9 protein-coding genes and 1 pseudogene are annotated in these 13,757 nt (G+C 48.5%); 5 read left to right on the top strand and 5 right to left on the bottom strand.

Annotation, left to right across the window (positions count from 1 at the left end):
• Positions 1-15 precede the first annotated feature (15 nt).
• The gene (locus A3842_RS18830; RefSeq protein ID WP_074102351.1) at positions 16-894 is read right to left on the bottom strand and encodes an AraC family transcriptional regulator; all 879 of its coding nucleotides are present in this window, start codon (positions 892-894) and stop codon (positions 16-18) included.
• A 129-nt stretch (positions 895-1,023) separates the two neighbouring features.
• On the opposite strand from A3842_RS18830, the gene A3842_RS18825 reads away from it, so the two are divergent.
• Entirely contained in the window at positions 1,024-3,006 is a 1,983-nt protein-coding gene (locus A3842_RS18825) for a glycoside hydrolase family 31 protein (RefSeq protein WP_074102350.1), read from the top strand.
• Positions 3,007-3,046: 40 nt separating this feature from the next.
• Here A3842_RS18825 and A3842_RS18820 read toward each other — a convergent pair whose 3' ends face one another.
• Positions 3,047-3,838 (bottom strand): helix-turn-helix transcriptional regulator, encoded by a 792-nt coding sequence (locus A3842_RS18820; protein WP_074102349.1) that lies wholly within the window; start codon positions 3,836-3,838, stop codon positions 3,047-3,049.
• Positions 3,839-4,021: 183 nt separating this feature from the next.
• Between A3842_RS18820 and A3842_RS18815 the strand changes: the two genes are divergently transcribed.
• The 4 genes and pseudogenes from A3842_RS18815 to A3842_RS33900 all read left to right on the top strand — a co-directional run.
• Positions 4,022-5,836 (top strand): family 43 glycosylhydrolase, encoded by a 1,815-nt coding sequence (locus tag A3842_RS18815; RefSeq protein WP_074102348.1) that lies wholly within the window; start codon positions 4,022-4,024, stop codon positions 5,834-5,836.
• Positions 5,837-5,908: 72 nt separating this feature from the next.
• Entirely contained in the window at positions 5,909-7,441 is a 1,533-nt protein-coding gene (locus A3842_RS18810) for a carboxylesterase/lipase family protein (protein ID WP_074085538.1), read from the top strand.
• 17 nt (positions 7,442-7,458) lie between these two features.
• Complete coding sequence (locus A3842_RS18805) at positions 7,459-8,247, top strand: alpha/beta hydrolase (RefSeq protein ID WP_074102347.1); 789 nt, start codon at positions 7,459-7,461, stop codon at positions 8,245-8,247.
• Between the two features lie 441 nt (positions 8,248-8,688).
• Positions 8,689-9,245 (top strand): annotated as a pseudogene (locus A3842_RS33900) (transposase); the annotation flags it as partial.
• A 117-nt stretch (positions 9,246-9,362) separates the two neighbouring features.
• Here the strand turns inward: A3842_RS33900 and A3842_RS18795 are convergent.
• Genes A3842_RS18795 through A3842_RS18785 form a run of 3 tightly spaced genes read right to left on the bottom strand, consistent with a single transcriptional unit; the run spans position 9,363 to position 13,068 of the window.
• Positions 9,363-11,153, bottom strand: coding sequence for a type 2 periplasmic-binding domain-containing protein (locus A3842_RS18795; protein WP_074085535.1), 1,791 nt, complete (start codon positions 11,151-11,153; stop codon positions 9,363-9,365).
• Positions 11,154-11,194: 41 nt separating this feature from the next.
• Positions 11,195-12,157, bottom strand: a complete 963-nt coding sequence (locus A3842_RS18790; RefSeq protein ID WP_208619393.1) for a carbohydrate ABC transporter permease — start codon at positions 12,155-12,157, stop codon at positions 11,195-11,197.
• The gene (locus A3842_RS18785; RefSeq protein WP_074085534.1) at positions 12,154-13,068 is read right to left on the bottom strand and encodes an ABC transporter permease subunit; all 915 of its coding nucleotides are present in this window, start codon (positions 13,066-13,068) and stop codon (positions 12,154-12,156) included. Before A3842_RS18785 ends, A3842_RS18790 begins: the two co-directional genes overlap by 4 nt.
• Positions 13,069-13,757 lie beyond the last annotated feature (689 nt).

Genomic DNA, 13,757 nt, shown 5'->3' with positions numbered 1-13,757 from the left:
AACAGCCCGCTATGGTCAGATAAAATGCGTTATGTAGACGCTCGGAGTCATAGCGGTGATCCTTTTGAACATCCGTCCAAAGTACGTCAGGTTAGAAAAGCCGACTTTATAGGCAACTTCCTGGATAGAGTACCGGTTAAGCTGAAGCAGTCTGCAGGCTTCATGTATCCGAAGCATATTTACATATTCGATTAACGTTTTTCCAGTGGTTTTTTTGAATAAATGACAGAAATAATTGGGTGTTACACAGCATATCCGGGCAGCTTCCTCTACCGTCAGCGGTTCATGAAAATGGTTGCTAAGATGGATCAACACAGGCTGAATCCCTGTCTCCCCGTGCGCTGCCTTTGAGTTTGGAGAGGTGAATTCCGCCAGTGGATAAGCGAGGCCCAGGGAGGAGAAAAGATCGCCTTTTATGCATAGTTCATAGCCAAAGGTTTTGTTCTGATAGCTGAGAATAATGCGTTCCATACATTCCCTGATAGACTTGGTAACCGGTTCATGAATGAGGTAGAAGGCGGGCAGCAGAATCTCACCGGCCAGAAGCGGACGGATGTACTGGATTTCAGTATAATCCCTCATTCCATTTAGCAAGGCTTCGTTAAAGACGATTGCATACAACTCACTGCCATCCTCTGTTGGATAAGCGGCATGGATCTGGGGCTGGCCGACAAAGGCGACCTCTCCCCTCACTAATTCACTGGAATTTGGGCCGACTTGGACCCGGAAGCTGCCTTTGGTAATCAGAATCCATTCGAGATGGTTATGCCAATGGGGCGGAATAATGCTCCGGTCCGGAAAGTAGATATGAAAAACGTTGATCGGAAACAGATTCTCCGGAATGTCAGTGTGCTCTTTTTTCCACGGATAGGGCTGGTCTTCGAAAGATTCCACGATTATATACTCCTCCAATAAAACGTAATATCGTATGATAGATGCGTACTTTTATGTGTAGTATGGCGGTTCTGCACTCTTTATAATGTGGTTGCAACCTTATTATAGAACTGTTGGAGGTATCGTGCTATGTTTCGTGAAGAGAATGGAAGACTGATTAGAGAATATGACCATGAAAGAGTCTGGATCGAACCTTGGGGTGAACATGCGCTGCGTGTCCGGGCTTCCTATTCGGAGATCACCGATGATGATTGGGCGCTCTTGCCTGCACCGGCGATTAAATGTGAGGTAACCATCGATAAGGGGAAAGCGACGATTGTTAACGGAAATATCAAGGCGGAGATCACTGACAAGGGGCAGATTTTCTATTATAACCAGCATGGCAAACTATTGCTTAACGAAACGGAAGATACCTATCAATTAAAATATGGAGGAAGAGAACTCCGGGCCATTCCCGGCGGCAGTGATTATTCCGTGAAGCTCCGGCTGGAAGCGGATCCTTCGGAGAAGCTGTATGGCATGGGGCAATACCAGCATCAATTCTTGAATTTAAAGGGCTGCTCCTTGGAGCTGACCCACCGCAACAGCCAGATCAGTGTTCCGTTTGTACTCTCCAGTGCCGGTTATGGCTTTTTGTGGCACAATCCGGCAATCGGGCAGGCGCATTTCAGTCTGAATGTTACGGAATGGACGGCCCCCTCGGCTAAACAACTGGATTATTGGATCACAGCCGGTGATACTCCTGCCGAAATCGAGGAAGCCTATGCCAAGGCTACCGGAACGGTACCGATGATGCCGGACTACGGCATGGGTTTCTGGCAATGCAAGCTTAGGTACCGTACCCAGGAAGAATTGCTGGAGGTGGCCAGGGAGTATAAACGCCGGAATCTGCCTATCGATGTTATCGTGGTAGACTTTTTTCACTGGACGAATCAAGGGGACTGGAGATTTGACCCCGATTACTGGCCTGATCCTGAGGGGATGGTGCAAGAACTGCAGGAGCTGGGGATAGAGTTAATGGTCTCCGTATGGCCGACTGTACAAACAGAGAGCGAAAACTATCAGGAGATGCTGGAAAAGGGATATCTGCTCCGCTCCGACCGCGGTGTCCGCACCCAATTCCAGTTTCTTGGACAAAACTCCATATTTGATGCAACCAACCCTGAAGCCCGCCAGTTTCTATGGGGACTGATTAAGCAGAACTATTATGACAAAGGCATACGGGTATTCTGGCTCGATGAGGCAGAGCCTGAACTGACTGTCTACGACCACGATATTTACCGTTACCATATCGGCTCCAGCAAGCAAATTGGAAATATTTATCCGGTGAAGTTCAGCCAGACCTTTTACGACGGAATGTCCGCCGAGGGACAATCGGGCATCATCAATCTGGTGCGCTCCGCCTGGGCGGGAAGCCAGCGCTACGGTGCTCTGGTATGGTCTGGAGATATCCACTCCAGCTTCAAGGTTCTGGGCATTCAGGTGAGGGCCGGCCTGAATATGGCCATGGCGGGCATTCCTTGGTGGACAACAGATATCGGCGGCTTTCACGGCGGCAATCTGGAAGACTCTTCGTTCCGTGAGCTGATGGTGCGCTGGTTCCAATACGGTGCGTTCTCTCCGGTTTTTCGGCTTCATGGCGACCGCCAGCCTTTTGTTCCGCCTACCGGGACGAAGGGGGGTGGCGTATGCGGCAGCGGCTCGGATAATGAGGTATGGAGCTACGGGGAAGAGGCATACGACATATTCAAGGAATTCTTGCAGGTCAGAGAGCGGCTGAAGCCCTATATCTCTGGTTTGATGAGGGCTGCTCATGAGAAGGGGACACCACCGATGCGTCCTTTGTTCTATGATTTCCCTCAGGACCCGGAAGCCTGGGAAGTGGAAGACCAGTATATGTTCGGTCCCGATCTCCTAGTCGCCCCAGTGCTGTTCGAAGGTGTAAGGGAGCGCAAGGTATATTTGCCGGCAGGATCCCATTGGACCCATGCCTATACCCGTGAAAAATTTGCAGGCGGCCAGGTCATCCTGTCGGATGCACCGCTACATCAGATTCCCCTGTTCTTACGTGATGATGCGGCTCTGCCTGTCCTTGGTGAACCCGGAAAATAGAGAGGGGCTGCCCAAGCTGAACCTGGGAGCCGCTCTCAAATCATTTGTCAGCCGGTTCCTTCGGTTCCTTGGAGGCGAGTGTCTCCCGGTAAGCCTTGGGGGAGTAACCCGTAAGCTGCCGAAACTGTCTGCAGAAATGCTCCACATTGGCATACCCGCAAAGCGTTGCAACCTCGGCAATTTTGTGCGGACCGAAGCCAAGCTTTTCTTTGGCCAGCCGAATCCGGCAATGAATGACATCTTCCATGCAGGAGATCCCGAAGGTAGATTTATATATCGTCTGCAGATAGCCTGCACTGATATGCAGATACTCTGCCATTAAGGAAACGGTCCAAGGATGGCCGGGGTTATTGTAAAGCGTCTTACGCAAGCTTAGAAGATTATAATATTGCGGGTTCAGCTTGTCTTGGGACGCTTCACACAGCTTATTGAAGATAATTCGAAACAGGTAGTCGATGGACAGTTCCCTGTAATCATTCTGAAAAGTATGCTCAAAGGTCAGCAGTTGAAACAGCTGATGGCAATAGCTGGGGTCCGGCAGCGAGAATGGGACACCAACAGGCAAAGTGGTTTCAGTGATGTAGGATTCGTCCGCATCGAAACGGACCCAGTCGTTAACGTACTTATTGGAACAAGCACGATAATAGATAGTGTGCTTAGGAGGATAAAGAATAACAGAGTGGGCCGGATACTCTTTCAATTCCCCGTTCACTTCAAACAACGCCGGAGTTTGTGTGAGCACCAGAAGCCAGGCATCATGGCCATCGGGAATACTGAAGACAAAATCGTCAGGATGAGTAGCGTCAAATTCGACATAATGAATCTTGGGCATTGGCTTCTCCTTTCTTCGGATACATCAATTAATGAGCAGGATATATCATTGTTTGGGATTCAGTATTTTTCTATAATTTATATTGTGTATTAAGGGCGTTTGGGGAAACATTCTGAATTTCAATGCTCAAATGGTAGTTAATGGTCATTAGGATTTATCAATAATGGAGGGGGGCATTTGTTAATGATACCACAACAACACGAAGATCGGAATTATATCCTTTGCTATACCCGGATACCTCAGGAGGATATGGTATATGCTCCGAAGCTGGCGCACAGCATGCATTTGGCTTATTGCAACGACGGGCTTCTTTTTCAGGAATTAAACCATAATTCAGGGGTCTTATTCGCTAAGGCGACAGAGAATGAGGAGGGTACACTCCGGGCCAAGAGCTTGAAGAATCCGTATCTGTTCCACACCTCCGAGGGGAATTTCGGGGTCATCGCAGTCCGTACGGAGGCAGAAGGCGAAGCCGATGCAGAGAGTAAGGGGAAAGTGCTGGTGTTCTCCTCCGGTGACTTGCTGCAATACAACGAAGTTGGACTGCTGGAGCTTAAGGCGGATACTTATGTAAGCGATGTCTCCTGCGAGTACGATGCCGGTCGGAAAGGCTACCTGATCCGCTGGATCGATGATCGGGGGAACGGTTATCAGAATTTTATAGCTGATATCATGAGTCTGAAGGAAATCTCAGCACCGGAAGCGGCGCAGCCTTTTACCCTGGAGGCAGTGCTTGCCGATATTGAGGGGGTCCTGCCGCGTAATTACATCCCGGTATCGAAAGAAATAGCCCGCAGGCTCTACTGCAAGCTTACGGTTCCAACCAACATTGCCATTAAAGTTCCAGACCGCGTGACAGCCGCATCGGAAGAGGATTTGGATGAGATCCGGGCAACGGCTCTCTACAGTGACGGCACCCAAGCGCTGAAAAGAGTGGATTGGAATACGGAAGAAATCCATTGGGACAAGGCTGGAACCTATAGAATTTCCGGTGAAGTCCATCAGGATCATTACCCGTTTCCGGTTGCATTCGACCGTGCAGATCCCTGCATAGCGAAATGGAAAGGGAAGTATTATTTCATTGCTACCAACGATGCGGACCAAAATCACACGCTATATATGCGGGAAGCGGATACCATCCCCGGGCTGGCAGATGCCGAGGAAGTATTGATTCTGGATTCGAACACCTATGAACAGATCGGCGGACTGCTGTGGGCACCGGAATTTCACAGCATTGAGGATGAGCTATATCTCTTTCATGCGGCAACACCGGGGGAGTTCCTGCATGAAGAGTCGCATGTCATGAAGTTACGTGCAGAAGGAAATCCGATGTGTGCTGCTGACTGGTCCATGCCTAAGCGTGTAGTGAAGAAAGATGGTACATATTTATGCGAAGCAGGCAAAACCATTTCCCTCGATATGACTGTCATTCAATGGAACGGGGAGCATTACGCCGCATGGTCGGAGCGCCAGTTCGTGCCTGCCGATCTTGGAGCCTGGATCTATATCGCCACCATTGACCCGCAGGAGCCGTGGAAGCTGACCAGTGATCCGGTACTTCTGACCAGACCCGATTACGGGTGGGCCAATAATCATACTTTTGTAGATGAGGGGCCGTTTGCCCTCTACACCGAAGACAAATTATTTTTGACCTTTGCCAGCGCGGCAGTGGATGCAACCTATGTTGTGGGTCTCTTGACTGCCGATAAGGATGCAGATTTGCTGGACACCCGCAGCTGGACCAAAGGGAATTATCCGCTGCTGACCTCCAGAAGTGTTCCCGGAGAATATGGGCCGGGCCACAACTCCTATGTGACAGATGATGATGGGGTCATTTGGAATGCTTATCATGCAAGACCGGGGATTGACGGACCGAGAAGTTCAGGCTTGCGCCGCGTGCATTTTGATATTGACGGTGTTCCGGTTTTGGATCTGACAGAAGATAAAGATCTGAACCGGGAGCTAAAGAAGGTATTTATGGAAGTAGCCGTGAGGTAAATGCGGGTTGCTTAAACAGAACAAGCTGATTCCTGTGTGCTTAAGCGCTGATATCCAGAGAGGAGTAATGGCATGTTAAGAGCGGTGTGTGTTGAAAATGGTATCGTTCAGGGGTTGCCGGCAGCTGATCCACGTATTACCAGCTTCAAAGGAATTCCGTTTGCGGCCCCGCCTGTAGGGAAGAACCGCTGGCGTGCCCCCCAGCCTGTGCGGAACTGGGAAGGGCAATTGAAGGCATATGATTTTGCCCCTATTTCGATGCAGGCCCCGACAGTCATAGATGTGAATAATATTTATACCCGCGAATGGTCGGTCGACCCGGATCTTCCGATGGATGAGGACTGTCTGTACCTGAATGTCTGGACACCGGCGGTTAGCGCCGATGAGAAGCTTCCTGTCTTTGTATGGTATTTTGGCGGAGGACTACAGGTTGGCCATACTGCTGAAATGGAGTTTGACGGCGAACGCATTGCCCGCAGGGGGATTGTCGTTGTGACTGTGAATTACCGTCTGAACGCATTTGGCTTTCTGAGCCATCCTGAGATTACTGCAGAATCCCCTGATGCTCCCGCGAATTTTGGACATCTGGATCAGCAGGCTGGCACACAGTGGGTGAAACGCAATGTCGCTGCTTTTGGCGGAGACCCGGACCAAATCACAATCGGCGGACAATCAGCCGGCGGCGGAAGTGTGCTGAGCCAACTGACCTCGCCGCAGAATGAAGGGTTGTTTCAGCGGGCCGTGATTATGAGCGGGATCTTTACTCCGCTGTACCCGGACAACCCGGTGCCTCCGCAGCACCGGACCTTGAAAGATGCTGAAGAGGAGGGCGCAGCGTTCTTTGAATTTATGGGAGTGTCGACGCTGGAAGAGGCCCGCAAGCTGGATGCCGTCTATATCCGCGATAAAATGCTGGAGTACGGCAGCTTCTGGGGCACGGTCATGGACCAGTTATACTGTCCGGGCGACCCGTATGACCTTTTTCTAAAGGGGCAGCACCATAAAGTGCCGGTCATGCTGGGAAATACCTCATCCGAATTTTTTGCTGTTCCAGGTGCCGGCAGCGTGGATGAATTCAGAGCCATGGCGGTTGAAATGTTCGGCGGCGAAGCGGAAGAGTACCTTAAGTTATGCGGCGTTGATTCAGGAAAGCTGGAAGAAATGATCCAGAAGGCTTCCGTAAGCAATATTGAATATGCGGTCCGTGTTGCCGTTAAGGCCAATAGCGATTCCGGCAGCGGCGTTCCGATGTATTATTACACGTTTGATGCCGACATTCCCGGATGGGATGATCCGGGAACCTTCCATTCGGTGGATCTGTGGTTCCACTTCGAAACGCTGGCCAAATGCTGGCGGCCTTTTGTGGGCAAACATTATGACCTTGCCCGCCAGATGTGCAATTATCTTGCGTATTTCATTGGCACGGGTGATCCTAACGGCAAGGATTCCACCGGTGAGGAGTTGCCTCTCTGGAGACCGTGTACGCCGGAAACGCCTTACGGCATGGCTTTTGGTGACAAGGCAGAATTTGAGGAGAAACCTCCAGGTGAGGTAATGCAATTTCTGGTCGGGCAATATTTCAAACGGCAATCCATTCATATCTAAGAGAGGAATGAACGGCAATGAACGACAGTATTCCAGATTATACGATGCAAACGGCACCAGCCGGATATGACAAGGAGAGGGAAGGCATTGCCCGGGGAATAATCCATACCGTAGAATATCCCTCTAGAGCGGTAGGCAACACCCGGAAGGCAATGGTCTATACACCTCCCGGCTATTCCGCTGAGCAAAAATATAGCGTTTTGTATCTGCTGCACGGGATTGGCGGAGATGAGACAGAGTGGTACAATCACGGCAAGCCTCAGATCATTCTGGACAATTTGTATGCGGATCAAATGCTGAAGCCCATGATTGTGGTACTTCCGAACGGCCGGGCGATGTTGAATGACCGGGCAGAAGGAGATCATTTTGCTCCAGACAAGGTACAGGCGTTCGAAACCTTCGAATCGGATTTGCTCCATGATCTAATCCCCTATATCGAAGCGAATTATCCGGTTCGGACAGACCGGATGCACCGTGCCATTGCCGGATTATCCATGGGCGGAGGTCAATCCCTGAATATCGGTCTGAACCATCTGGACCGTTTCGCCTGGATCGGGGCGTTCTCTCCGGCTCCCAATACGAAGCTGCCTGAGCTGTTGCTTCCGGAACCGCAGAAGGCCGCCGAGCTGCTCAGTCTGCTCTGGTTATCGTGCGGGGATCTGGACAATCTCAAGAATGTCAGCGACCGGACGCATGCTTATTTGTCGCAGCATTCCGTGCCGCATCTCTGGGTAGAGGAGAACGGTGACCATGATTGGCCGGTCTGGAAGAATGGTTTGTATCAGTTCTCCAAGCTCATTTTTTAGCGGACCGGTTCAAGGATTAAGTAGAATATTCTAGTTATGGGACCGTTCTTGGGTCTAAAAACCGAAAACGATAGCCCCCTGTTTTTAAGTAGGATCAACGTGAGCACTTGGGTGGACGCTGCGCGAACGGACCGTTGTTCCAATCGCTGTGCTCTCCAGATTTTTTTCATTCCCCTTAGCGGTGAAAATCCGGAGACCAAGGCGACCGCTGCCGCTTTTCCACAATCAGTCCGTCCTCTCCGCTGTTTAAGCGGGATACGAATTTTCACTCTTCAATAACACGAAAAAGAAATCGTTCTTTTGGTAAAATGGAGGTACCACCCAACCATTCCAAAGGAGCGATTTCATTGTACATTCAATATAGCATGGACCAACTTTGCTTGCCAATGGTTCTGGAAGATGACATTCCTTCTTACCACCTCGTTCGTGTCGTGAATGTCCAAAGATAAGCCCCTGAAAAAAGCCGTTTGGCAGCTCCGCAAGGATCTGCTGCCCAGACTGCTGAAATATGAGCAATACCAAACCCTGCTGGGGGACCGAAACAGCTTCAGCAAGAAGGACCCGGATGCAACCTTCATGCGGATGAAGGCTACGGCAGTGAAGAGAACTTGACGTATTTGGAAAACGAACACGTGTAGGCCGTGGTCCAATACGGCAGCTACCATAAAGAAAAGAGCAAAGCCTGGAAAGAGAATATCGGAAAGATTGAGAACTGGACGTACGACGAAGCCGGGGATACATGAGCATGTCCAGCCAGACAAACGCTGCATTTCCGCAAAGAAAGCAAGGAAACGTTGGAGAGTGTGTTTGGACAACTGAAGAACAACCGGGGCTTCCGGCGATTTCTGCTTCGAGGGATGGGAAAAGTGACCCTCGAAGTCGGGTGGCTTTTGCTTGCCCATAATCTGCTAAAGCAAGCCACAGTGGACCAAAAACACAAAGCAGCGCTTCTCCAAATACGGGAGAAGCGCTACTTTGCTCACTTTTTGTGGTTTTAAGAATGAAGAGAACGATCCCCCTCCATAGAAAATCTACTTTTGAGACAGCCCCTTGCGTTTTAGCCCCTTTCCACTTAGTTAGAACAGAAGAGATGCATGCGCTTGAGCAATAATAATCTATTTGTTGGCGATTGCATCGGCACGCATTTTTACGATTTTTTGTGCTCTTTCTGTATCTACGGCAAGAACGTCATTCCAACCGAGACCCACTACATCGGACTGCAGCTTAGTCCAGAGCTTATCGAATTCTGCCTGATCCTTGGCGAATATCATTTTCCAGGAAGTGTTCTTCACATCATCCGAAATCTGACTGCGTTTATTCTTGATGTCCGAGGAGTCCGACCCGAGACTGGTATTAATATTCGGCACGATATCGATCATATTGTTTTTCTGATAGTACTCTGTCGGAGTGGTTGCATTATAAGCCTTCTGCCATTCCGTAGTCAGAACCGTCTTGTTTGCCTCAATCGTTGAGCTCCAATAGGTGCTGTTGTAGAATTCCTTCGTATCGGGATCTACTACAAAGTCACTCATAATCATAGTATTGAGCTTACTCTGGCCGTCTTGATATCCTCCGCCGCCGTATTGATCTGGAACAGGGGTATTATCTTGGAAGGCCGTTTGTCCTACTTTGGTCAGCTTAAACTTGCCGTCAGCTGTCTTTTCATAGTTGAAGCCTTCAAATCCATTGGTATAGTAACGCAGGCCTTCTGGTGAAGACAGCCAATCCATGAATTCAATGATTCTTTCCGGATTCTTTGCTTTTGAACCAATGGCAAATACTCTTCCGTTCCCGAAGTAGGCATCACTATTCTGGATAATATGGGTATCCGCGATTGGAATGGCCACATTGCCGTCACCTTTATTGCCTCTTTCAATGGTATTGTAGAAGCCTCTTTGCCATGAATACCATAAGAGCAGGACCTGTTTGTTAGTCAGCTTTTCAGAGACTTTATTCCAATCCTGGGACGGTGAGTCAGGGTCAACGAGACCCATCTGATTGGCGTCATAATAGAACTGGAGGATTTTCTTGTACATACTGTTGTCGTCAACGAGAGGAACAATGTCGCCTTTTGCGTTTAACTGTAAGGTTGAGGTTCCGTCGGGCTGTTCATAACCGTACCAGTTACTCAGCCAACGAACATTTTCCATACTTCCGTTATCCCAGTCCTTCCACAAGGTAATTGGAACGATCGGTTTGCCGTCAGGTGTCTTGGGATACTTCGCCTGCATCTGCTTCAGGGCATTCAGAAGATCGGTCAGATTGTTCAGTTTGGGAGCCCCGATTCCCTTGTAATAATCCCAAGGCATTAGCGGACTGGAGTAAGGGAGTTCTTCCGAGAATGTGGTCGGTGAAGTGTCCGATGTAAAGGTTGGCAGCGCATAAATTTTGCCGTCTGGATTAATGCTTTCGAATGCAGTATTGAAGGGCTTGAAGTGATTGTCCACATATTTGGACAGGTACTCCGTATTCTTGATTTTATCTGTGATATCCATAATCATACCCGCCGGAATTAATTCCTCGAGCTGACTGTTATCAATAATCAGGAGGTCTCCCAGATCCCCCGATGCCGACCTTGTCTTGTATAGCTGATCGCCGGCAACCTGCGGAGATAGAATATTTAGAGTGATATTGAATTTGTCCTTAATCAGTTTTCCGTACCATCCGGTCTGCTCACCCTGGTAATTTGCGGCATTGTCAAATACGTTAATGGTCAAAGGCTTGCTGTGATCAATTCCTGTACCCGGATTGGATGATTCGGTGGCTGTACCCGCAGCAGGTGATCCCGTTGCTGTACCCGCATTATTAGCGTTGCTGCTGCATCCGCTCAATATCGTTGTTACCAGAAGCAGGGTGGTGCCGAACAGCATTGATGATGTTCTTGCCAGCTTATTGTGTTTACTCATTTACAGCCCCCCAAATGATTAATTTATCATAATGGTGCAATTTAACCTTTGACTGCACCAATGATAATTCCTTTTACAAAGAATCTTTGGAAAATTGGATAAATCAGCAAAATAGGAGCGACAACGATAATGGTAACAGTCATCCGAATAGATGTAGTGGTTTGCTTGGTGGACAGACTGGCCATGGCGGTAGATCCGGCATTCTGCAGATTGACCATGGTGGATAAGGAACTGGCCTGATTGATGTAGTTATACAGAATAAACTGCAAGCTGTATAATTTACTGTCGGTAACCAGCAACAGCGTATCCTGAAAAGAGTTCCACTGGTTCACTGCCGAGAATATGGCGACTGTCGCCAATATCGGTTTGCTTATGGGCAAGATAATTTTGTAAAAGATCGTCATAATCCCGGCACCGTCAATGCTGGCCGCCTGCTGCAATTCCTTCGGCGTGGATTCTACGAACGTTTTTACAAGTATGATGAAGAACGGGGCTACGATGGACGGCAGGATGTATGCCAGGAAATTGTTGGTCAGATGCAGCGATCGCATGGTCAGATACCAGGGGATAATGCCGGCACTAAAGAACATCGTAATAATGGTGAAGCGGTACCAGAATTTTTTCCCCCACATATCCTCCTGGGCAAACATGAACCCCAAAAAGGCAGAGGCCCCGACAGTCAAAAGTGTACCTATTACCGTTCTCCCCAAAGAAATGACAAATGCATTCCACAGTCCCGGTATTTTGAACACATCAACATAGTTCTGGAAATGGATCTGCCTTGGCCAAAACACAATTTCACCTTTGGCACTGAGATCGTTGGCGCTTATGGTATTGATAATGATGGAGTAAAACGGATAGACACACATAAATGCAAAGAGAGAAAACAGCACGTAGATCACGACAGAAATCAGTTTGTCGGTTGCACTGACCTGCATTTTAATTTTGGGGGAGATGTTATTTTCTTTGGCATTCGGCGTCAAACCGGTCTGGTTGTCACTCATACGATGCCCTCTCCTCTTAACAATTTGGACAGCCCGTTTACGGAAAAGAGAAGCACAACACTAATGAGGCTTTTCAGCATACTGATCGCGACGGAAACGGAATAGCTGCCGCCTCCCATAGCCAGGTTGTATACATATAGATCCAATACCTGGATGGTGTCTTTGTTGAAGGCATTCTGGAAAACAAAATATTGCTCCAGCCCATTGTTCAGGAAGCTGGCAATCTGGAGCATCAACAGCACAAAATAAGTCGGCAGCATACTTGGCAGAACTACATGCCGGATGACCTGCATTCTTGTTGCCCCATCTACATAAGCCGCTTCGTACAGGGACTCATCAATACTCATAATCGCCGCAATATACAAAATGGCCGACCAGCCCAGTGACTTCCAGGTGGCCCATATCCACATCGTAATCCAGACATGGTCCGAGTTCTGAAGAAAGAGTATAGGAGAGTCGCTCAGCCCCATCTGGCTCAAAAAACCATTGACGACCCCTTCACTGGAGAACATGGAAAATGCCAGGGAATAGACCAGTACCCAGCTGATAAAGTTCGGAAGGGTGGTTACGGTCTGGATAAATTTGCGGAAACGGACGGCTTTGATCTCTGTCAGGAAAATGGCAAAGATCATGGGGAGCCAAGAGAAAAGTATGCTCAGCCCGCTGATGCCGAAGGTGTTTTTGATGACCTGAAGCAGCTGATCGACCTTTACCTGGTTCTCTACCAGGGAATGAAACCATTTCAACCCGACAAAAGGCGATTGTGACAGCGGAATCGGCGGCATATAGTCAAAGAATGCATATACCCAGCCATAGAGCGGATAGTATGCAAAGACAGCAAGTAAAACCATAAAGGGCGAAATATAAAGAAATTTACGAATAGAATTGCTTCTCATGCTGTGACTACGCATCGGTTCACTCCCCCTTTGTGTAATTGGAGCCTTTCACAGGACTGCTATACCCTAAGCCTACTGGCTGACAGGCACTCCTCCTTCCATGAACCATTTGCGGCTTGGCCGTGGGTTAATCCTAATGCTATTTACCCTAACCCCCTTTTACATGTTAGCGCTTACATAACCATGCAACTATAATAAATTATCGTTTTCGTTCAAACAATGACCGATCCTCACGACTTATTGATCTATTATTAGATAAAACTAATTTGGGATAACAGTTAAACTTTAAATATTAAAAAAATTAGTATAAATGGAAAATATTTATGAACGGGGAAGCGATTCAGCTTATGCAGGATTTAGGCAATACCGCCCAGCAGTTCAGATTGATCAGACTAAGCAATGGCAGTTAGTTAAGGTGAATTAGCCGGAAGCGCCAGGAAAGCCTGCAGTGAGATGAGATTATTTGGAATGGGGAAAGGTCGTATGGCATTCATGTAATTATGCGCCATACGATCTTTTGTGTTGTCCGATACCATGTTGATATCTGCAATCTGCCGGTAGTCCTGCAATAAACGTGTAAGATTTATAGGGAGAATTCTTTACTTTTGGTATGGGTGACGGCTGGAAGAGTACAGTACAATATGTATTGTAAGCGGTTGCTGGATAGGCTTCTATTCTTCCTGCTGTCTTAGTTTCAGTACGAA

This window comes from Paenibacillus sp. P3E (genome assembly GCF_001909045.1).
Lineage (GTDB): Bacteria > Bacillota > Bacilli > Paenibacillales > Paenibacillaceae > Paenibacillus_AQ > Paenibacillus_AQ helianthi.
The sequence above is the reverse complement of the archived record's forward strand: the minus strand, read 5'-3'. Positions and strand labels throughout refer to the sequence as shown.

What these genes read in the sequence shown, in the direction of transcription:
- A3842_RS18825 (WP_074102350.1), top strand. Translation starts at nt 1,024, where the DNA reads ATGTTTCGTGAAGAGAATGGAAGACTGATTAGAGAATATGACCATGAA.
- A3842_RS18820 (WP_074102349.1), bottom strand. Translation starts at nt 3,838, where the DNA reads ATGCCCAAGATTCATTATGTCGAATTTGACGCTACTCATCCTGACGAT.
- A3842_RS18815 (WP_074102348.1), top strand. Translation starts at nt 4,022, where the DNA reads ATGATACCACAACAACACGAAGATCGGAATTATATCCTTTGCTATACC.
- A3842_RS18810 (WP_074085538.1), top strand. Translation starts at nt 5,909, where the DNA reads ATGTTAAGAGCGGTGTGTGTTGAAAATGGTATCGTTCAGGGGTTGCCG.
- A3842_RS18805 (WP_074102347.1), top strand. Translation starts at nt 7,459, where the DNA reads ATGAACGACAGTATTCCAGATTATACGATGCAAACGGCACCAGCCGGA.
- A3842_RS18795 (WP_074085535.1), bottom strand. Translation starts at nt 11,153, where the DNA reads ATGAGTAAACACAATAAGCTGGCAAGAACATCATCAATGCTGTTCGGC.
- A3842_RS18790 (WP_208619393.1), bottom strand. Translation starts at nt 12,157, where the DNA reads ATGAGTGACAACCAGACCGGTTTGACGCCGAATGCCAAAGAAAATAAC.
- A3842_RS18785 (WP_074085534.1), bottom strand. Translation starts at nt 13,068, where the DNA reads ATGCGTAGTCACAGCATGAGAAGCAATTCTATTCGTAAATTTCTTTAT.